The sequence below is a fragment of the Micromonospora sp. NPDC005163 genome (assembly GCF_053599835.1).
The window spans coordinates 1-19,258 of record NZ_JBSFYP010000027.1; the positions used below are offsets into that span (position 1 = coordinate 1).

Annotated in this window: 20 protein-coding genes and 4 pseudogenes; 13 read left to right on the forward strand and 11 right to left on the reverse strand. The window is 68.6% G+C overall.

The window, feature by feature from the left end:
- The 6 genes from ACWD6N_RS19610 to ACWD6N_RS19635 form a co-directional block, all read left to right on the forward strand.
- Positions 1-192, forward strand: a 192-nt coding sequence (locus tag ACWD6N_RS19610) for an IS3 family transposase (protein ID WP_450005009.1), incomplete at its 5' end; no start/stop codon positions are given.
- Positions 193-772: 580 nt separating this feature from the next.
- Complete coding sequence (locus ACWD6N_RS19615; RefSeq protein ID WP_450005010.1) at positions 773-1,609, forward strand: DUF4331 domain-containing protein; 837 nt, start codon at positions 773-775, stop codon at positions 1,607-1,609.
- On the forward strand, positions 1,551-2,363 hold the full coding sequence (locus ACWD6N_RS19620; RefSeq protein WP_450005034.1) for a DUF4331 family protein: 813 nt from the start codon (positions 1,551-1,553) through the stop codon (positions 2,361-2,363). The genes ACWD6N_RS19615 and ACWD6N_RS19620 overlap by 59 nt, the downstream gene beginning before the upstream one ends.
- 128 nt (positions 2,364-2,491) lie before the next feature.
- The gene (locus ACWD6N_RS19625; protein ID WP_354968784.1) at positions 2,492-3,178 is read left to right on the forward strand and encodes a class F sortase; all 687 of its coding nucleotides are present in this window, start codon (positions 2,492-2,494) and stop codon (positions 3,176-3,178) included.
- Positions 3,175-4,533 carry a tetratricopeptide repeat protein gene (locus tag ACWD6N_RS19630; protein ID WP_354968785.1) on the forward strand — a complete coding sequence of 453 codons (1,359 nt, stop codon included), beginning with the start codon at positions 3,175-3,177 and terminating at the stop codon, positions 4,531-4,533. The genes ACWD6N_RS19625 and ACWD6N_RS19630 overlap by 4 nt, the downstream gene beginning before the upstream one ends.
- Positions 4,530-6,101 carry a sulfite exporter TauE/SafE family protein gene (locus ACWD6N_RS19635; RefSeq protein WP_354968786.1) on the forward strand — a complete coding sequence of 524 codons (1,572 nt, stop codon included), beginning with the start codon at positions 4,530-4,532 and terminating at the stop codon, positions 6,099-6,101. Before ACWD6N_RS19630 ends, ACWD6N_RS19635 begins: the two co-directional genes overlap by 4 nt.
- A 69-nt stretch (positions 6,102-6,170) precedes the next feature.
- Here ACWD6N_RS19635 and ACWD6N_RS19640 read toward each other — a convergent pair.
- From ACWD6N_RS19640 to ACWD6N_RS19675, 8 genes and pseudogenes are all read right to left on the reverse strand, one after another.
- Positions 6,171-6,440: pseudogene (locus tag ACWD6N_RS19640) on the reverse strand (transposase); the annotation flags it as partial.
- A gap of 67 nt (positions 6,441-6,507) precedes the next feature.
- Entirely contained in the window at positions 6,508-7,512 is a 1,005-nt protein-coding gene (locus ACWD6N_RS19645) for a transposase (RefSeq protein WP_450005011.1), read from the reverse strand.
- 180 nt (positions 7,513-7,692) lie between these two features.
- Positions 7,693-8,112 (reverse strand): NUDIX domain-containing protein, encoded by a 420-nt coding sequence (locus ACWD6N_RS19650; RefSeq protein WP_354968854.1) that lies wholly within the window; start codon positions 8,110-8,112, stop codon positions 7,693-7,695.
- Positions 8,113-8,330: 218 nt separating this feature from the next.
- Positions 8,331-8,649: pseudogene (locus ACWD6N_RS19655) on the reverse strand (FAD-dependent monooxygenase); the annotation flags it as partial.
- 54 nt (positions 8,650-8,703) lie between these two features.
- The gene (locus ACWD6N_RS19660; RefSeq protein WP_354968856.1) at positions 8,704-9,393 is read right to left on the reverse strand and encodes an IS6 family transposase; all 690 of its coding nucleotides are present in this window, start codon (positions 9,391-9,393) and stop codon (positions 8,704-8,706) included.
- 78 nt (positions 9,394-9,471) lie between these two features.
- Complete coding sequence (locus ACWD6N_RS19665; RefSeq protein ID WP_450005012.1) at positions 9,472-10,356, reverse strand: MHYT domain-containing protein; 885 nt, start codon at positions 10,354-10,356, stop codon at positions 9,472-9,474.
- A 157-nt stretch (positions 10,357-10,513) separates the two neighbouring features.
- Positions 10,514-10,636, reverse strand: a complete 123-nt coding sequence (locus tag ACWD6N_RS19670; protein WP_450005035.1) for a hypothetical protein — start codon at positions 10,634-10,636, stop codon at positions 10,514-10,516.
- A 5-nt stretch (positions 10,637-10,641) separates the two neighbouring features.
- Positions 10,642-10,860, reverse strand: a complete 219-nt coding sequence (locus ACWD6N_RS19675) for a hypothetical protein (protein ID WP_354968059.1) — start codon at positions 10,858-10,860, stop codon at positions 10,642-10,644.
- Between the two features lie 534 nt (positions 10,861-11,394).
- On the opposite strand from ACWD6N_RS19675, the gene ACWD6N_RS19680 reads away from it, so the two are divergent.
- The 3 genes from ACWD6N_RS19680 (at position 11,395) to ACWD6N_RS19690 (ending at position 13,178) form a co-directional block, all read left to right on the forward strand.
- Positions 11,395-12,057, forward strand: a complete 663-nt coding sequence (locus tag ACWD6N_RS19680) for a hypothetical protein (RefSeq protein ID WP_354968058.1) — start codon at positions 11,395-11,397, stop codon at positions 12,055-12,057.
- 177 nt (positions 12,058-12,234) lie between these two features.
- On the forward strand, positions 12,235-12,780 hold the full coding sequence (locus ACWD6N_RS19685) for an alcohol dehydrogenase catalytic domain-containing protein (protein ID WP_387328897.1): 546 nt from the start codon (positions 12,235-12,237) through the stop codon (positions 12,778-12,780).
- Positions 12,781-12,785: 5 nt separating this feature from the next.
- Positions 12,786-13,178 carry a zinc-binding dehydrogenase gene (locus ACWD6N_RS19690; protein ID WP_450005013.1) on the forward strand — a complete coding sequence of 131 codons (393 nt, stop codon included), beginning with the start codon at positions 12,786-12,788 and terminating at the stop codon, positions 13,176-13,178.
- Here ACWD6N_RS19690 and ACWD6N_RS19695 read toward each other — a convergent pair.
- The gene (locus tag ACWD6N_RS19695) at positions 13,162-14,454 is read right to left on the reverse strand and encodes a hypothetical protein (protein ID WP_450005014.1); all 1,293 of its coding nucleotides are present in this window, start codon (positions 14,452-14,454) and stop codon (positions 13,162-13,164) included. The genes ACWD6N_RS19690 and ACWD6N_RS19695 overlap by 17 nt on opposite strands.
- 83 nt (positions 14,455-14,537) lie before the next feature.
- On the opposite strand from ACWD6N_RS19695, the pseudogene ACWD6N_RS19700 reads away from it, so the two are divergent.
- Both ACWD6N_RS19700 and ACWD6N_RS19705 read left to right on the forward strand, forming a co-directional pair.
- Positions 14,538-14,714, forward strand: a pseudogene (locus ACWD6N_RS19700) (IS30 family transposase); the annotation flags it as partial.
- The gene (locus ACWD6N_RS19705; protein ID WP_354968054.1) at positions 14,711-14,941 is read left to right on the forward strand and encodes a substrate-binding domain-containing protein; all 231 of its coding nucleotides are present in this window, start codon (positions 14,711-14,713) and stop codon (positions 14,939-14,941) included. The pseudogene ACWD6N_RS19700 and the gene ACWD6N_RS19705, both read left to right, overlap by 4 nt.
- Positions 14,942-15,023: 82 nt before the next feature.
- Here the strand turns inward: ACWD6N_RS19705 and ACWD6N_RS19710 are convergent.
- Both ACWD6N_RS19710 and ACWD6N_RS19715 read right to left on the reverse strand, forming a co-directional pair.
- A pseudogene (locus ACWD6N_RS19710) lies at positions 15,024-15,158 on the reverse strand (family 1 glycosylhydrolase); the annotation flags it as partial.
- A gap of 12 nt (positions 15,159-15,170) precedes the next feature.
- Entirely contained in the window at positions 15,171-15,362 is a 192-nt protein-coding gene (locus ACWD6N_RS19715; protein ID WP_450005015.1) for a hypothetical protein, read from the reverse strand.
- Positions 15,363-15,533: 171 nt separating this feature from the next.
- Here ACWD6N_RS19715 and ACWD6N_RS19720 point away from each other — a divergent pair, with 171 nt between their 5' ends.
- Both ACWD6N_RS19720 and ACWD6N_RS19725 read left to right on the forward strand, forming a co-directional pair.
- Positions 15,534-18,710 carry an efflux RND transporter permease subunit gene (locus ACWD6N_RS19720; protein WP_450005016.1) on the forward strand — a complete coding sequence of 1,059 codons (3,177 nt, stop codon included), beginning with the start codon at positions 15,534-15,536 and terminating at the stop codon, positions 18,708-18,710.
- 43 nt (positions 18,711-18,753) lie between these two features.
- Positions 18,754-19,233 carry a hypothetical protein gene (locus ACWD6N_RS19725; protein WP_450005017.1) on the forward strand — a complete coding sequence of 160 codons (480 nt, stop codon included), beginning with the start codon at positions 18,754-18,756 and terminating at the stop codon, positions 19,231-19,233.
- Positions 19,234-19,258 lie beyond the last annotated feature (25 nt).

Below are 19,258 nucleotides of genomic sequence, written 5' to 3' on the forward strand. Positions count from 1 at the left end.
TACAAGGCCGAACTCGTCCGCAACAAGGGACCCTGGCGCGGACTCGACGACCTCGAGATGGCCACCGTCGAGTACATCGACTGGTACAACAACCGACGCCTACACGGCGAACTCGGGCACGTACCACCCGCCGAACACGAAGCACTACACGCGATGACCCACCCGGTCACCGCACCCCTGAAAACCAGCTAACCAACTCTCCATCAAACCCGGGGCTTGACAGAGACCTCTCTGCTCCCTACGCCTTGACACAGAGAGGTGCCGTTAGATCCACACTCCCGCCGGGTCGCCGTGGTCGATCTCGGCCTGCCGTCGGGCCGCTGGCGTCTGTTGACGCCGCTGGCGCAGCTCGCCTGCCTTGCCGGTGGGTCCGATCCACACCGTCGCCCCTGGCCGGTGGTGACGCGTACCGAGGCAAACGCGTCACATGCCGTGTTGCGTGGTGGCCACGTACACGTGTCGGCGGGAACTCTCGCGTCTGGGTGAGCACCACGACTGGGATCGTCGTCATCGACGTCGCCAGCTCCGGCATCGCAGTGATGGCGTGCTGGCCGTGCGCTTCCCCAGCGGCTGAGGCGTCGCCGCGACGAACCGTTCCGCGACGAGCGACGTGCGTGTGCTTGCCGGGGTTTTAGGTTTCGCCTCCCGTCCACCGTCGGCCCCTGTTGAATCGAGGATGGGATAAGCGCTGGTCAAGTTCCTTTTGATCACACAGGGGGATGGGGGCGGGGACGTGCGTGGTGCGGTATTCACAAGTCCGGGGCGGCGTGCCTTGGCGTGGTATGCCGGCGCCGCGGCGCTGGCGTTGGTCGCCGGTACTGGTGGCGCGGGGCTGGTGTCGGAGGTGGCCGATGCGTCGAGTCACCGGGAGGCGCCGTTGATCGCGGGTGATCCGCAGGTGGACAACACGGATGTGTATGCGTTCGTGAGTCCCGACAAGCATGACACGGTCACGCTGATCGCGAACTGGCTGCCGTTTCAGGAGCCCAACGGGGGGCCGAACTTCTACTTTTTCAAGCCGGGCGCCCAGTATGACATCAACATCGACAACAACGGTGACGCCCGGGCGGACGTCACTTATCGGTGGGTGTTCGCCAACGATGACAAGCGCGATGGCACCACGTTTCTCTACAACAACGGTGTGGTCAACAACCTGAACGATCCGACGTTGCTGTTCAAGCAGACCTACACCCTCAGCGAGGTCAAGGGTGGTCAGTCGCGGGTGCTGGTGCGCGACGGGATCGTCGCGCCGTCGAATGTGGGGCCGGCGTCGATGCCGGACTACGGACGGCTGCGGCAGCAGGCGGTGACGTCGGTCGAGGGCGGCGGTCAGACGTACGCGGGCCAGGCCGAGGATCCGTTCTTCCTTGACTTGCGGGTGTTCGACCTGATCTACGGCGCGAATCTGTCCGAGCGGAGACAGGACACCCTGGCCGGCTACAACGTGCAGACCGTCGCGTTGCAGGTGCCCAAGTCGGCGCTGGCGCTCAACGCTGACGACACCCGCAACCCCGGTGATCGGCGTGTGGAGCGCCACCTCGCAGCCCGGGATGCAGGTCAAGGATCCCCAGGCCGGCGGGGATCAAGTGCAGGTGTCGCGGCTGGGTAACCCGCTGGTCAACGAGCTGGTGCCGGCGGCTAACCAGAAGGATGGCTTCAACGCCAGCACGCCGGCGGACGACAGCAAGAACCAGAAACTGATCGACCGAGTCCTCGACCCGGAGCTGCCGCGGGTGATTGAGCAGATCTACAACATTCCGGCGCCGGCCACACCGCGCAACGACCTCGCGGAGATCTTCCTGACCGGCATCGCGAAGAACGCGCCGACTCTGGACGGGTCGACGCCGCCGATCCAGGCGGATCTGAACTCGCAGATCCTCAACGCGGACGTGGACGCCAAGGCGTTCGTGCCGGCGGAGGAGTTGCGGCTGAACATGAGCGTGCCGGTGACGGCCAACCCGAACCGGCTGGGTGTGCTCGGCGGTGACCTGCAGGGCTTCCCGAACGGACGCCGGCTCACCGACGACGTGCTGGACATCGAGTTGCAGGCCTTCGAGGGCGCGGCGCAGACCGGGCAGCTGGTGCCCGCGCTCGCCGCCGGGGACAAGGTCAACACGAACAACGTGCCGTTCGGGAACACGTTCCCCTATCTGGCGCTGCCCAGCAACGTGGCGGTGAACCAGATCGACGCCGACGGGATGCCCTCCGGCGGCGTGCCCAGCGGCGCCGGCGGCACCGCCTCGACGGGCGTCGTCTGGGTCAGGGTCGCCGGCGGCATCGCCGCGGCGGCCTGCTTCGGCGCTGGTCTGCTGGTCAGCCGCCGCCGTCACCGGCTGACCGTCTCGCGCCCGGTCAGCAGTTGATCCAGGGGTGTGGCGCGGCCAGTCGGCCGCGCCACTCCCTGGCGTCGAAGACCGGTCGGGCGGAAGCCGTCGGCGACCCCGTTTGGGGCCGGACCGTCATCAGCCGACCTGAGGCGGGAGAACGTTCCATGAATCCCACACGTCTGCTCAGCGGTGTCCGGCTGGCCGCACTGCCGCCGCGGCTATCCCCGAGCGCCCTGCTCGTGATCGTTGGAGGGCTCATCGTGCTGATGACCGTCGCGCTGTCGGCGTTCGAGCGACCGTTGACGGAAGCGCCCGGGGCGACGGCCGCAGCGCCGCTGGGCGCGCCGGCTGCACCGCTGGATCCGCGTCCGGGCCATAGCGGCTCGGACTCGCCCGCGCAGCCGGCGGACCTGTCGATTCCGTCGATCGGGGTGCGTTCCCCCCTGGTCGATCTGGCCCGTCAACCGGACGGCGCGCTGCCCGCACCCGACGACTATCAGATGGCCGGCTGGTATGCGGGCGGACCGATGCCGGGGGAGCAAGGAGGCCCACCGGCGGTGATTGTCGGTCACGTGGACTCCCACACCGGGCCGGCAGTCTTCTACCGGCTGCGGGACCTGGCGGTGGGCAGTGAGGTTCAGGTCCGTGACATCGCCGGGTCGGTCCTGAGCTTCCGGGTGTATCGGCTCGACGAGTATCCGAAGGACACGTTTCCCGCTGGTGCGGTCTACGCCCCCAGCGACCGGGCGGAGCTGCGGTTGATCACCTGCACCGGGGTGTTCGACCGGCGGGCGGGCAGCTACCGGGACAACCTCGTCGCCTACGCCGCCCTTGTCGGCGGTGGCTCATGAGCGGTCTGCGGCGTCGGCTGTCCGTCGTGTCCCGGGGTCTCACCCGCCTGCCCGTGGTGCTGCTGCTGGCCGGCGTCGTGCTGTTGATCGGCACCCCGATCGTCACGAATCAGCTGCCGGGTCAGCGCCGTAACCCGACCGTGGCCCCGCCCGAACGGACCGGACCGCAGGCGGGTGCGGCCGCCCTGGAATCCGCCATCGCCAGGGCCCAGCGGCGGCTCGTTGATGTGCCGAAGGACTGGTCGACGTGGGCCGAACTTGGCTCTGCCTATGTGCAACAGGGTCGGATCACCGGTGACCCGTCGTACTACTCGAAGGCCGACGGCGCGTTGCGGCGCTCGCTGGAGTTGCAGAGCACCACGAACTGGAAGGCGATGGTCGGCACGGCGGCGTTGGCAAACGCTCGCCACGACTTCACCGCCGGCCGGGACTGGGGACGCCGCGCAGAGGCCCTCAACCCCCACTCCGGCAGCGTCCACGGCGTGCTGGTCGACGCGCTCACCGAACTCGGCGACTACGACGGCGCGCGCATCCAGTTGCAGCGCATGCTGGACGTCGAACCAGGGGTCGCGGCGTTCACCCGCGCCTCGTACGACTTCGAACAGCGCGGGCTGGTCGCGGCCGCCCGCGATGCGCTGAACCGTGCCCTGGCTCAGGCGAGCAGCCCCGCTGACCGGGCCTTCTGCCGCTACTATCTCGGCGAGTTGGCGTTCCACAACGGCGACCCACAGTTAGCCCTGCGGGAATACGACGCCGGCCTTACCGCCGATCCGACCTACCAGCACCTCTACGCGGGGCGCGGTAAGGCGCGCGCCGCGCTCGGCCAGAGCGCCGAAGCCCTTGCCGACTACGCCCGTGCCGTGCAGGCGCTCCCGTTGCCCGAACTGTTGATCGAGTACGGTGACCTCCTCACCGCCGCCGGCAAACCCGCCCAGGCACGCCAGCAGTACGACCTGGTCGCCGCGGCCCGGCAACTGTCCGCCGTCAACGGCATCTCCGATCACCTCACCCAGGCGACCTACCTCGCCGACCACGGCCAACCCGCCGAAGCGCTGACCGAGGCACAAGCGGAATGGTCCACCCGCCGCACCGTCCTGACCGCTGACGCCCTGGCGTGGGCGCTGCACCGCAACGGACGTGACGCCGAGGCGTTGGACTACTCCCTGCAGGCCACCCGCCTCGGCTGGCGAAACGCCACCTTCTACTACCACCGCGCGGTGATCCGGCACGCCCTCGGCGACCGGGAGCAGGCTCGCGACGACCTCAGCCTCGCGATGAGGATCAACCCGCACTTCGACGTCGTGCAAGCGCCGATCGCGCGTCGCCTGCTCGTCAGTCTCGGTGGCGGCGGATGAGGCGCCGAAAGGCCAGCGGCGCGGCGATTGTGACCTTCATCGTGGTCGCGTTTGCCCTGGCACCGGCGATTCCGGCCGCCGCCCACCCGCTGGGAAACTTTTCCGTCAATCACTATCACGGTCTGCAGTTGCATCCCGACCGGATCGAGGACCTGGCCGTCCTCGACGAGGCGGAGATACCCACCGCGCAGCAAAAACCCGCGGTCGACCAGGACGCTAACGGCAGCATCGAAGCGGCCGAGGCGGCAGCCCACGCTGCCACCACCTGCGCGGCGATGGCAGGCGCCCTACACACCGAGGCAGCCGGGCGGGCCCTGACGTGGACAGTTCGAGCCAGCAACCTCACCTACCGCCCCGGGGCGGCGAACCTGGTTACCGGGCGCACCGAATGTCACCTTACCGCCGCAGCCGACCTGCGGCGGGCTACCACGATCAGCTTCGATGACACCTTCCGAACCGACCGCGTCGGCTGGCACGAGGCCACCGCCGTCGGCCACGGCATCGGACTGCGCGACTCACCGCTGCCGAGAACGAGCGTCACCGACGAGCTACGCACCTACCCCAACGACCCGCTGTCGTCACCGCTCAGCCACCGCTCGGCGCGGATCCAGACTCTGGGCGCGGGCACGGCATCCAGCGGAGAGCGCCAGGTCGTGATTCCCGGCGCCGGCCCGATCACCCGGTCGATGACCGCCCTGGGCGACCGACTCAACAGGATCAGCGGGAGGGACCGGCTCACGCCGCTGGCCGGCGTACTGGCGACCCTCCTGGCGCTGCTGCTCGGCGGCGCCCACGCGATGTTGCCCGGGCACGGCAAGACGGTCATGGCCGCCTACATCGCTGGCCGGCGCGGCACCTACCGCGACGCCTTCACCGTCGGCGCCACTGTCACCGCCACCCACACCGCCGGCGTCCTGACCGCAGGTCTACTGCTCACCACCGCGTCGACCCTGGCCGGTGAATCCCTCCTCGGCTGGCTGGGCGTCCTCAGCGGCCTACTCATTACCGGCATCGGCGTGAGCCTGCTCCGCTCAGCGATCCCCGCGCGGAGGAAGCACCAGCTCGCACAGCGGCAAACACTCGTCCTCGCGGGGCCTGCACCCGATGCCCTGGTCACCGCCAAGTCCGACGTCGCGGCGTCCCATCACTATCACGGTGTCAGCCACGGTCACGACCACCACCATGGACCCGAACATCACCATGGACTCCACCACCATCACCGTGCCGGTGGCAGGGCGGGCCTACTCGGCGTGGGCATTGCCGGCGGCATCGTGCCCAGCCCCTCCGCGCTCATCGTCCTGCTCGGCGCGGTCGCACTGGGCCGAACCTGGTTCGGTGTCGTCCTGGTCCTCGCCTACGGCCTGGGTATGGCCGCTACCCTGACCCTCGCCGGGCTCCTACTAGTCGGACTACACCAACGACTGCATCGCAACATCTCCCCGCGGATCGGAAGCTGGACCGGCCGACTCGCCACCCTCACACCCATCGTCACCGCCACCCTCGTCCTTGTCGTCGGCACCGTCCTCACTCTGCGAGCCGTCTGGCCCCTCCTGACACCGACGACATAGTGAATTACCGCCGACGCCGGAACCGCCCCGGGTCTGTCAAACGAACGGTGTAACCCGGCTTGTTGAGGGTTACTTTCGACCTGCGGACAGGCGTCCTTCGAAGGCCATCTCGAAGGCGTTCAGGGCGGGTTTCCAGCGCATGGTCCACCGCCGGCGGCCCTGCCCGGTCGGGTCCAGGCTCATCACGGCGAGGTAGACGCACTTGAGGGCGGCGGCCTCGTTGGGGAAGTGTCCGCGGGCCCGCACGGCTCGGCGGATCCGGGCGTTGACGGACTCGATGGCGTTGGTGGAGCACACGACGGTGCGGATCTCGGCGTCGAAGAGCCTGTCGCAGAATGGCGATGGCTGGGCGGAGCAGGCTGGCTTGATCGCGCCGTCGGCTGGGCTGGCCCCCGGGGCTGGCGCGTCAGGCTGCTGCGGTGTGGATTTTGCGGATGTTGTAAGCGGCGGCTGCGAGGTTCAGTTCGCTTCGGGCGGCCGCGATTCCTCGTCGGGAGAATCTGTCCAGGATGGTCTTGAGGGTTCCGATGCTGGGTTCGACGGTCGCGCCGCGTCTCTTGTAAGCCTTGGCGCCTCCAGGGGTCCTGAGTCGGTGAGCCATCGCCTCTCGTGTAGTCGCGCCAACAGGCGGCGGACCATCGGTAGGTGAACGCGACGCCGCCGTGGCCTGCTCGCGGCTCTTGCCCAGGGCGATGAGCCGGTCTGGTCCGGGCGCATTGAGGTTGCTGTTGCTGCAGTAGCCGGCGTCGGCCAGTACGACTCCGATCTGATGATCGGGCAACCCGGTTGCCTGGTGCACCGCAGCGGCAGCGGCGACCGCGGCGGTCATCATCGGCACGAACGATCCCATGTCGTTGGGGTTGCGGTTCACATCGACAGCAGCGATGACGTGGTCGCTGGTGACCGCGACCTGCGCGTTGTAACCCTGGAGGAACCCGCGACGGGTAGGCATCACCCGCGAGTCCGGATCGGTGATGTTCGCAACGGTCTTCGGCAGAGATTTTGCGGGAGCCTGGTGATTGCCAGCCGCGGTCGCCGCGGTTTCGGCTGCAGCGACGACCCGGCGGGCTCTCACGATCCGGGTGTGTTCTTCGGTCGGGACAGGCGGCGCACCCATCGGCTTCTTCCCCGCAGCGATCAACGCGGCCCTGCGGTCGAGCTTCGCTTGATGGTCGCGCAGTTCGCGCTCCAGATGCGCCCTCGCCTCAGCAAGCCGCAATGGCCCATCCGGGATCCGGCCGCGCACCGGCTGACCAGCTCGTGATGCCTGCAGTCGAGCCTGGGCTGCCATGTTCCTCGCGTCATTGTCGGCCTCCAGACGCTGCTGCTGCTCAGCCAGTTCCGCCGCCCGCGCGCCGAATACGCTCCGCCCGGCCCGACCGGTCAGCCAACGCTCTGGGGACACGGTCACCGTTGGACTCGCCGCCGTCGCGAGGCGCTTGCGCGTTCTCGCAGGCATCGACGCCCGCTGCTTCTGCGACGATGCTCGTGACGATCTGCGTAGCCTGCTGGTCGAACCAGTCCTGTCCCCGGTTCGCGTCGATCGACGCGTTCGCAGGGATCTTGGTGCCATCGATTCCGGCGCAGGACACTAGGCGACCACCGCGCCGGCGACAGGCTGCGGGTCGAGCGACGCCCGGCGCGCCGCCACCGCCACGAGTGCGGACAGGCCACTGCTCGTGGTGATGGCATCGAGGCTCGCGATGGGAGCCCACCGGTAGTCATGCGACCGCGAAGCGGCTACCTCGGCTGTGTCCACCGGCCGGCAGACATAGGGCATGTCTATGTGACGATGCGCGCCGACCTCGGTATCGTCCGCTTCCGTCTCGATAACGGCGAACGGCGCGGCAAGCATCCGGGCCGCCGGGAGCGTGAACGTCTCGCTCTCCACGATCTGAACGGTCACACCGGTCTGAGTCTCGACCAGGCGCAACACGGCCTGCGCCGGATCCTCGTCCGCCCGAATATGGCCACCGGGCAGCGACCACCGTCCACACTCGCCGTCGTGCACGAGCTACACCCTGTCGTCATCGTCAAGAACGATCGCCGACGCGCTGAAGTGCCGTACCCCCGTCATGAGACCCCGCCTCTCCTTGCTGAAATGGACGTCACAAGCGACGCTAGCCACGCGATCAGCAGGAATGTGGCATAACCTCTGAAACCGCCCCGACGAGTTGCCGTGATCATCCGGGGCGTCTGGCGGCTACGCGCCGAAGCGTGGCGCATACGTCAGCCCTCGGCGCCCCGGTAGCTGAGGCCATCGACGAACTTTGCGCAGCCGGGGGACCCGGCCGGTCAGGGCGAAGTAGCCGCGCGCCGCCGTCAGCGAGAGTCGCCCGATCACCGGCCGGTAGAGGCGATCGTCGCCGCTGGTGCCGTCCCGAAGCGAGTCGGCGACCCGGGCGAACGCGCAGGGCAGTATGGCGGCCTCGCAATCGGCCATCGCCTGGACCACCGTTCCGCCGCCGGCTGCGGCCAGCTTGAGTTGACGGCAGAGCAGGGCGGCGTCGCGCAGCGCGGTGTTCACGCCAGCGCCTCGGCCCGGAGGGCGCTGTTGCGTTGTGGGACCGACGGACGCGTTGAACGCGTGTCGGGTCCGCGGTCAGATCGCTTGGGCGAGGTCGGTAAACCCGGCGGCGACCCGCGTGGCCGGCGGGGCGTCGACCGCGAGTTCGTAGTATCCACGTCGAAGGTTCTGCATGAACGCGTGCCCGGCGATGACCACCTGTGCTGTCTTGTCGGTTCGTAGTCCGCGCATCGGTCGCAACCGGTGTTTCAGCTGGCTGTGATCAGCCTCGATCGGATTGTTCGCGTGCCGTTCGACGTGGTGCCACGCCTGCGGGATCAGCTCATCCAGCACGCCGGGGTAGACCGGCGCGGCGTCGGTGACGACCTCGCTGGGCGTCACCTTCAACGTCGACAGCGCCCGGCGGAAGAACCGCCGGGCCGCGTCGGCATCCCGGCGGGCCGAGACCAGCACGTCGATGACCTGCCCGTCCTGGTCGACCGCCCGGTACACGTACCGCCACACCCCGTTGACCTTCACGTACGTCTCATCAACATGCCACCTATCGCCAGGTGAATGGCGACAGAACCGAGCGGCGTCAGCCAACAGCGGCGTGAACCGCTGCACCCACCGGTAGACGGTGACGTGATCGACCTCGACTCCGCGTTCGACCAGAAACTCCTCGACGTCCCGATACGAGAGGTTGAACCGCAGGTACCAGCGGACCGCGACCACGATCACCTCCGGCGGGAACCGGAACCCGGCGAACGCCGACTTCGCAGGCAGCCAGGGGCGAGAGCGGGTCGATGACTTCACTGCTCAAGCCTGCCTCGATCATGCCAACCCTCAACGCAACAGAGCCCGTCAGAGGGGGGCGCGGTCCGGACGGGACGGGAACGGCGTGCCCGGCCGCCCCAGGGTCGGCCGGGCGCGGAGCCCTACCGGGTCCGCAGTCACTTCGCCCGATCGGTCGGCGGGCTCGGCGGTGAGCCGGCCGTTCAGGTACGCCGCTGCGGCCCGGTCCTCGTCCGTGGGGGCCGCAAGCAGCGCGTAGACCAGGCCGACCACCACGAAGATCACCGCCAGGATGATCGGCACCAGCAGGGTACTCACGTCCGCACCGGTGACCTCGCCCCCGCCCGGATGCAGGTGCGCAGAGAGGGCACTCATCCCGGTGAAATGCATGCCGTTGACCGCAACGCCCATCACCAGCGCGGAGCCGAAAATCGCCAGGCCTCGGCGGACGGTCACCGCCAGCCAGAGCGCCACCGTGGCGGCGACCACCGCGATGACAATCGAGAGCACCACCCGGGTCCGGTCGTAGCTGAGCCGTCCGTCGAGCCGCATCGCCGCCATGCCGGTGTAGTGCATTGCCGCGACCCCGGCGCCGGTGAAGAGGCCGCCGCCGACGATGCGCAGTACGGACACCCGCCCGGTGCCGGCAATGGCCAGTCCGATGCCGACCGCCACCACGGCGAAGACCGCGCTGGCCGCGGTGATCGGCAGGTCGTACCGGATCCGGGTACCTTCGACGGCGAAGCCGAGCATCGCCATGAAGTGCATGGTCCAGATGGCGGTGCCGCCGATCGCCAGGGCGGCCAACCCGCCCCACCAGACCCGCTGGCCTGCGCTGCTCGCGATGCGGATGCGGGTGGCACAGATCAGGCCCAGGAACGAGCCGAGCACCGATAGCGCGTAGCTCAACGCGGGCGTGATCCACCCGTACTCAAAGTGATTGATCTCCGCCACGGCGGTTTCCCCCGAAGAATGGCCCGTGCGTAACGATGTGCCACGGCCATGATCCGGGGGCGTCTCACGAGGCGCAACGGCACCTTCGGGCATTCAGTGCCGTCGTGGCGACTGTCCAATGCGTCTATTCACCGTCGCCACCTGCCCGAATGATGAATCAGGCGGCCGCGTGGTCGGCCAGCACCCTCCGGTTGAACGCGTCGATCGCCTGCCGGCCGGTGGACCGCAGGTCAGCCGACGCCCCGCCGGAGTCGGCGAGCTGGCCGAGCAGGTCGACCACCCTGTTCAAACCTGATGCCAGTCGAGGCCGCCGTCGCCCCTCATCTGAACGAACATGCTGCCGACGAAACCGTCCAGCCGCGCGGCCAGGGGGTCGAGGGTCTGCAGCGGTCCGGTCATCGGCTTCAGCCACTCGTGGGCGACGTGAACGAGCTGCTCAGCGAACTCGCGCTGAGCACCGCAGGTGAAGACCATCCTGGGACGGCCGCAGGTCACCGTCGACACCGAGCAGGCCGTGCCGCTCCGGCGGGACCTCGCCCCAGCCCCGGCTGGTCCGGCCGGCTCCTTTCCGGTCGTGGTTGCCGGTCGATCAACCACCGCACCGGCCCGCGCCAGGCGGGCCGGACGGAAGCTGGTCGGTCAGCGCTCGCCGCAGATGCTCTGCCGGTACTCCAGGGCCTCAGGCACCTCCCCGTACTGCAGGAGGTTCCCTGCCAGATCGAGGACCGCGCGGCACTCGGCGAATTCCTGGACGCGCTGGTAACCCGGCCGCGGACCCTGGGCGTGGAGGGGATCGTGGTGGCACTCGTCGCGCACGCCCAGCGGCTACCCGCCAGCAGTCGCCGGGAACTCGCCCGGATCGGCGCGGAACTCACCGAGCGCTACGCACGCTGACAGCCCACCTTCGACGCAGTCAGCTAGCCGGACGACGTTGCCTGACGGCAACTTAAGTTTTGCTTATCGGGTTGTCGATCAACGAGGAAAGCTCGGTACCTTGCTCGAATGCGACACATCAAGACCGTAATCGCCGCGCTCATCGTGGGTCCGCTGGCCTGGGTCCTGCTCGCCGCTGGACAAGGCCGGTCCCTGCGGGTGTTCGCGGATGCGCAGGACAGTGGTGATGCGCTCGACCCTAACGCTCTGCTGAAGCCGTTGCTGGTACTGGCGGCTGCTGGCCTTCTCCTCGGGCTCATCGCCACCGTCCGGATCTCCCCGATCGGCTCGGTGCTGACCGGACTTGCGTACACGGTCAGCTACGCAGGCCTGTTGTTCAGCCCGGCACGGTTGCTGGACCTACTCAGTCACAAGCTGAGCGTGGCGGGTTACCAGATTGACGTGCTCACCCCCGTACGGACCGGGACGACGCTGCTGCTGGGCTCGCTGCTCCTGGTCGGGGTCGCCAGTGTCCAGCGGTGGCGGCGCTGGCCGCAGTCGGACGCCGATGAGCCGACGATCGTTGTCCCGGACACGATCATTCCGCCGGTATCGGAACAGGACCGCCCGCTCGGCGCGGACGGGCTCGGCTCGACGAAGCAGGGTGAGGATCCGACGAAGCCGGGCAAGTCCGACGAACCGGCGCCGGCGATGGCCGGCGGTTCACGCTGGACCGATTCGCCGCGCAGCCATTCCACGAACGAGCCCTGGCAGTCAGACGCGACGCGCTGGCAGTCCCCGGCGCGGGGGACGGGCTACCCGAGCTGACCGGGAAGTCCGCGTCAACGGTTCAGGCAAGTCGGCGCAGGGCAACACCGAGCGTGGCGATGCCCTCCCTGCTGACCCTGGTACGTCGCGACCTTCGGACGACGGCCGCGGCGCTCGGCATGCCACGTGCGCGACCGAGGCCCGATACGCAGACGAGCGGCCGAGAAGGAGGATGGAATGCGAGCGGTGCGATTCCGACGGTACGGCGGTCCGGAGGTGCTGGAGGTCCTGGAAGTGCCGCGGCCGTCGGCGGGACCGAGGCAGGTGGTTGTCGAGGTCGTCACCGCGGCGCTCAACCCTGGGGAGATCGGTATCCGGGAGGGCATCTTCGCCGACATCAGGCCGGCGACCTTCCCGGAGGGGCAGGGTAACGACTTTTCGGGGGTGGTCGCCGAGGTGGGACCGAAGGTCGCCGGTTTCGCCCCCGGACAGGCCGTCATCGGCTTCACGCCACGCGCGGCGCAAGCCGAGTTCGTCGCCGCAGACGTGTCGGTGGTCGCGGCCAAGCCCGACGGCCTGGGCTGGGACGAGGCTGCGACCACCCCCGGGGCCGGGGCCACCGCCTGGGCGTCGGTGGAGGCCGTCACCCCGCGGGCCGGCGACACCGTGGTGGTGTCCGCGGTGTCGGGGTGGTCGCGGCGCAGCTGGCGTTGCTGCGCGGGGCCCGGGTCATCCGCACCGCGGGCGAAGGCAACCACGAGTTCCTCTCCTCGCTCGGCGTAACACCCGTGCGCTATGGGCCCGGTCTGCATGAGCGGATTCGGGCCGCCGCGCCCGAGGGCGTGGACGCCTACGTGGACACGTACGGCGCAAGCAATATGGACGTCGCGATCCTCCTGGGCGTGCACCCGTCGCGGATCAACACGATCGCCGACGGCCGCGCGGTGCAGCGGTACCAGGTGCAGCACGAGGCACAGGAGCAGGCCAACAGCCCGGCGATTTGGTCGGAACTGGCACGGCTGGCCGCGGACGGCAAGCTGGTGCTGCCAATCATGCAGGCCTATCCGCTGGAGCGGGTGCGCGAGGCGTACCACGACTTGGCCACACGGCACGTGCGCGGCAAGCGCGTGCTCCAGGTCATGGCGCCGGAGCGTCGGTCCCAGATCACGACAGGGGGCTGACTCCCAGACAGGGCGGGCTCCGGTGCGGCCCGCCCGGCCTGTCCGCCGTATCTCGGTGCCCGGGGGTGAGCCGGCGGGCGCGAGCCGCCGAAGACCTCGGTGGCTTGATCAACGAGTACAAGCGAGCGGCGTAAAAGGCCAGCTCAGCCCTCGCAAGGGGATTTTGGAACCTGTACCGTGCCAAAACTCGCTGCGCGGGGCTGACCTGCGGCTTGGTTGATCCGGTCAGGCCGCTCGGTGATACTCGTTGATCACGCCGCCGAGGATCCGTCGTCGCCGTATCGGCGCGTTGATCGGGATGACGACGCTGGGATCGTGGTTCGGTGGCCGTTGGGCGAGGCTCTGGTGTGGACGGTGCCGGTTGAAGTGGGCGGCGTACTCGTCGAGCACAGCGCGGGCGTGGCGTTCGTTGTAGATCAGGATCTGGTCCGTGCACTCGGAACGGACGCTGCGGACGAACCGCTCCGCGTAACAGTTCGCCCGAGGCGTCCGTGGCGGAGTCTTGACCACCTCGACGCCCTTCGGCGGCGAACACCGCGTCGAAGGACGCGGCGAACTTGGTGTCCCGGTCACGGATGAGGAACCGGAATGATGTGATCCGGTCGCCGAGGTCCGTCACCAGATTGCGGGCCTGCTGGGTGGTCCAGGCAGCGGTAGGGTGCGCGGTGACCCCGAGGATGTGCAGCCGGCGGGTGGCGACCTCCACCACGACCAGCGCGTATAGCCGCCGGAGGGTGACGGTGTCGAGGTGGAAGAAGTCGATGGCCAGTAGCCCGGATGCTTGAGCGCGCAGGAAAGTCCGCCAGGAGGTGTCGACCCCGCGTGGCGCCGGACCGATCCTGGTGGCGGCGAGGATCCGGCGGATCGTGCCGGCACCGACCTTGTGGCCGAGTCCCACCAGCTCACCTTGAATTCGGCGGTGTCCCCAGCCCGGATTGTCTCGGGCCAACCGCACGACGAGATCCCGAATTTCGTCGCTGACCGGCGGACGACCTGCCCGGTTCGGATACGTCCAATGCCGCTTGACCAAACGCCGATGCCAGGCCAGCAGCGTGGCCGGGGTGACAATCCGGTGCGCACGCAGCCGACGGGGCAGCACTCTTGTCAGCGCGGATAACACGGCCCGGTCCGGCCAGGACGGCCGAACCCGCCCGACCTGCCGGCGCAACACGGCGACTTCGTGCCGAAGCACCAGCAACTCCGCCGTCTTCTCGGCGTCAGTTCTGGCGAGGAGCGCGATCCAGCCGAACACCCGAACCATGATCAGATACAGCAACCGAACCGTCACGAACCGATCGTGCAGCAGTCAAGCGAAACCCCAGCTCACAGCCCATCCGTCTATTTCTGGCACGGTACAGGCGCGGGTATTTCCCGAAAGGCACTGACCTATCACGACACAGCGTCACCGACCTAAACGCCATCGCCGCCACGCTCAACACCCGGCCCCGTAAGTCACTGGGTTGGCGAACGCCAGCAGAAGCCCTGGAAGAACACCTAAGATCGCCGCAACGAGCTGGTGTTGCAACGACTCCTTGAACCTAAGCTGTCAGGCCCGCCGCTGCACCAACGACCTGATCGCACTCGATGTGCTGCAGGAGCTGACCGGACGCGGGCTGCGGGTGCCGGACGACGTGGCGATCGTCGGCTACGGCGACATCGAGTTCGCCGGGGCAGCCGCTGTCCCGCTGTCGTCGGTCCGCCAACGCGGGAGCAACTGGGCGAACGGCGGCCCAACTGCTGCTCGAAGAGGCCGAGGCCGGTGAGGGACACCGGCACCGGCACGTCGTCTTCCAGCCGGAACTGGTCGTCCGCCGCTCCAGTGAGCAGCCCCGGCGCTGACCAGCCCTACGGCAGACGGCCCCTCTGCGCCACCTTGGCGAACGCGTACGCGCTCGGCTTCGGGACCCGGGCGAAGCCGTCGTCGTGGTCGACGACGACGAGGCCGAACTTTGGGCGGTAGCCCTCGCTCCACTCGAAGTTGTCGAACGCCGACTAGTGCAGGCAGCCGCGGACGTCGACGCCCTCGGTCAGAGCCGCCGCGACGGCGGCGAGGTGGGTCCGCAGGGCGATGCCGTTCTCCGTGACGTACAGCGGCAGCCCGGTCCCGGCGGCGCGGTGCAGCACCTGCCGGAGATGCCCGCCTCGGGCTCGACAGCGAAGCAGTCCGGTTCCCAGTTTGTCCATCCGAGAGGACCTGCGTGCGTCCGCTGTGAGCCCACTGTGAGCCCACTGTGAGCAAAGCGTGAGCGGTCGGCGTCATCTTGACCCTGGTCGGTAGACCGATGAACTCCAACTGAGAGGTCTCGGGCCATGATGCGGTGGATCGTCGGGTCAAGCGTCAAATACCAACGGCTGGTGCTCGCCATCGCCGTCGCCCTGATGGCCGTCGGCTTCGTACAGCTTCGCAACTCGTCGGTCGAGGCCCTGCCAGAGTTCGGGCCGGTACGGGTGGACGTGCAGGTCGAGGCGCTCGGGCTCTCCGCCGAAGAGGTGGAGAATCTGATCACCAACCCGATGGAGAACGAGTTCTTCAACGGGATCCCGTGGCTGATGAAGCTCGAATCCCGCACCCTCCCGGGACTGTCGTCGATGGAGATGACGTTCGAGCCCGGCACGGACCCGATCCGGGCCAGGCAGGTCGTGCAGGAGCGGCTGACCATGGTCGCCATGCTGCCGGCCGCCTCGTCGAGGCCACCGCTGGTGGTGCAGCCCCTCTCGTCGACCGGTCGGCTCATGAACATCGGTCTCTCGTCCCAGAATCAGTCACTGATCGATATGTCGCTGCTGTCGCGCTGGACGATAGTGCCCCGCCTGCTGAGCGTCCCTGGCGTCGCCAATGTGGCCATCTGGGGGTTCCGTGACCGTCAACTGCAGGTGCAGGTCGATCCCGCCAAGCTGGTGCAGCACGGCGTCACGCTGGACCAGGTGCTGCGCACGTCGGCGAACGCGCTGTGGGTCTCGCCACTGACCTTCGTGGAGGCTTCGACCCCCGGACTCGGCGGTTTCATCGACACCGCCAACCAACGGATCGAGATTCAGCACAACCAGCCGATCAAGACCGCGGCGGATCTCGGCAAGGTCACCGTTCAGGGCGCCGAGGACCGCGGAGTGCTGCTGGGCGATGTCACCAAGATCGTCGAGGATCACCAACTCCTCATCGGCGACGCGGTCGTCAAGGACACCCCGAGCCTCATGCTCGTGGTGGAGAGGTTCCCGGGCACCAAGGTCGCGGACGTGACCCGGGACGTGGAGGCCGCGCTCGACGAGCTTCGACCGGCCATGCCGAACGTCGAGATCGACACGACGGTGTACCGGCCGGCCACCTTCGTCGAAAAGATGGTCGACCACCTCACCACGACGCTGATCCTCGGCGCCATCCTCCTGCTGCTGGTGCTTGGCGCCTTCCTGTTCAGCTGGCGCACCGCGCTGGTCAGCCTGCTGACCATCGGGGCCTCCGTGGCGGTGACGGTGCTCGTGCTGTCCTGGTTCGGCGTACCTCTCAACATGATGTCCCTGGCGGGGCTAGTGATGGCCCTCGCCATCGTCGTGGACGACGCGGTGGTCGCCGTCGACAACGTCAGGCAACGGCTGCGGCAGCGCCGCGAGGACGGCTCCGACGAGCCCGTCTCCGACACCATCCGGGGAGCCATCCTCGACGTACGCGGCCCGCTCTTCGTCGCGGCCCTCATCGCCGCGGTCTCGGTGGTGCCCCTCTTCATCCTCGACGGGGTGCGCGGGGCGTTCCTCACCCCGGTCGCCCAGGGCTTCCTGGCCGCCACGGTGGTCTCACTGGTGGTCGCGCTGACGCTGGCCCCCGTGCTGGCCACGCTCCTGCTCACCCGGTCGTCGCTGCAGCACGGCCAGTCGCCGCTCGCCCGAGCTCTGGGACGGGCGTACGGCGCGCTGCTGCCCCGGCTGCTCCACCGGCCCGTCTGGTCCTATGCCCTGGTCGGATTCCTCGTCGTAGCGGGCCTGGCCGCCCTGCCGTTCCTCGGCTCGCGGCCGCTGTCCCCGACGCTTCAGGAGCGCGACCTGATGATCACCTGGGAGGCGCCGCCCGGCACGTCCCGACCGGAGATGAACCGGATCACGGGTGCGCTCAGTGCCGAACTGCGGGCCGTCCAGGGAGTACGCAACGTCGGCGCCCACACCGGGCGGGCACTGGCGTCGGACCAGGTCGTCAACATGAACTCGGGCGAGGTGTGGCTCAGTGTCGACCCGGGGGCCGACTACGGCCGGACCCTGGCCGCCGTGCAGCAGGTGGTGGATGGCTATCCCGGTGTGCAGAGCGATGTGATCACCTACTCGGACAAGCGGATCCGGGAAGTGGTGACCCGTGGGGCGGCGGAAGACCTCATCGTGCGCATCTACGGCAACGACTACGGGGTGCTCAACGAGAAGGCCCAGGAGGTCCTCGGCATCATCTCCGCCATCGACGGCGTCACCGAACCACGGGTTCGGACCGCGGAGTTCGCGCCGACGGTAGAAATCGAGGTGTCCGTCGCGAAGGCCGCGAAGTACGGCCTCAAGCCGGGCGACGTGCGCCGGGCGGCCGCCACCCTCATCTCGTCCACCGTCGCGGGCAACCTCTTCGACGACCAGAAGGTGTTCGAGGTCGTGGTGTGGGGCGTCCCCGAGGTGCGCCAGAACCTGTCCACCATCCAGAACCTGCTGATCGACGCACCGGTCGGCCGCCCGGGCGGCGGCCCGGCCCAGGTGCGCCTGGCCGACGTCGCCGAGGTCAGAGTCGTGGCGAAGCCGGAGGTCATCACGCACGACCAGGTCTCCCGCAGCATGGACGTCGTCGCGAACGTGCGCGGGCGGGGTCTGGGCGCCGTCACCAGCGAGGCCAAGGACCGCCTGCAGCAGGTGACCTTCCCCCGTGAGCACCACCTCGAGGTGCTCGGAGAGGGACAGGCACAGGCGAGCTCGGATCTCCGGGTGTGGACCTTCGTGGTCGGTGCCGTGATCCTGATCTTCTTCCTGCTGCAGGCCGGCTTCGGTAGCTGGCGGGTGGCGTCGCTGTACTTCCTGCTCCTGCCGACGGCGCTGTCAGGCGGGCTACTGCTGGCGGCCATCGACCGGCCGGCCGTCTCGGTGGTCGCGCTGCTAGGGCTGCTCACCGTGCTGGCCATGGCCGTTCGGGGCGGCACACTGCAGATCAGGCGGTACCAGCGGCTGGCGGACGAAGGCCACGCGCAGGGTGCCGAACTGGTCGAGCTCGGGTCACGGCAGCAGTTCATCCCCGCCGTGACGGGCATCCTGGCGGCGGGGCTGGCTCTGCTTCCCATGGTGATCTACGGCAGCGTCTCCGGCCTCGAGATCGTGAGTCCGCTCGCCCTGATCATCCTTGGTGGTCTGATCACGACCGCGCTGCTGAACCTGCTCGTCCTGCCCGTGCTGTATCTGCGGTTCGCCGTCCGGTCTCCATCGGTGGCTCGGTCGGAGCCTCGGGCCGGATCGATACCTCCGCCCAGGCCAGAACCCGGTGCGGCGGGCAAGGAACCCACATCAAGCCCAGCTCCAGCCTGATCGGAACCAGGAGAGTCCCATGCACAGACAAGGAGGCGACCACATGCGACACAGCGGTCGGTGGACGGCAGCGATCCTGATGACGCTGGGCTTAGCGGCCTGCACGACGCCCGCCTCGAACACCTCGGGTGGCCACAAGGAGAGTCCGGCCATGGTCGAGGCAATCCCGGGAAAAGACGTGAAGAAGGTGACGTTGACCGAGCAGGCGGCGCGCCGGGTGGACATCAGGACGGTCACGATCGGCGCGGCGCAGACCGCACCGCCGGGCGGGCCGACCCCGTCGCCGGGCCCGCCGGCGACCGTGGTGCCGTACTCGGCGGTGCTCTACGACCCGACCGGCCTGGCCTGGGTCTACACGGTTCCCCAGCCCTTGACGTACGTCCGCGAGAAGGTCGTGGTCGCGACCGTGGGCGGGGCAGGCGGGACCGACGCGTTTCTTGCCCAGGCACCGCCGGCGGGGACGGCGATCGTGACGATCGGCGTCATCGAGCTTTGGGGCGCCGAGCTCGGGGTCGGTAAGTAGTCCATCCAGTCGGTACGAGGGTAGG

Excerpts from the sequence above, each read along its gene's own strand:
- ACWD6N_RS19620 (WP_450005034.1), top strand. The coding sequence starts at position 1,551 with ATGCAGGTCAAGGATCCCCAGGCCGGCGGGGATCAAGTGCAGGTGTCG.
- ACWD6N_RS19625 (WP_354968784.1), top strand. The coding sequence starts at position 2,492 with ATGAATCCCACACGTCTGCTCAGCGGTGTCCGGCTGGCCGCACTGCCG.
- ACWD6N_RS19630 (WP_354968785.1), top strand. The coding sequence starts at position 3,175 with ATGAGCGGTCTGCGGCGTCGGCTGTCCGTCGTGTCCCGGGGTCTCACC.
- ACWD6N_RS19635 (WP_354968786.1), top strand. The coding sequence starts at position 4,530 with ATGAGGCGCCGAAAGGCCAGCGGCGCGGCGATTGTGACCTTCATCGTG.
- ACWD6N_RS19685 (WP_387328897.1), top strand. The coding sequence starts at position 12,235 with ATGCGAGCGGTGCGATTCCGACGGTACGGCGGTCCGGAGGTGCTGGAG.
- ACWD6N_RS19715 (WP_450005015.1), bottom strand. The coding sequence starts at position 15,362 with ATGGACAAACTGGGAACCGGACTGCTTCGCTGTCGAGCCCGAGGCGGG.
- ACWD6N_RS19725 (WP_450005017.1), top strand. The coding sequence starts at position 18,754 with ATGCGACACAGCGGTCGGTGGACGGCAGCGATCCTGATGACGCTGGGC.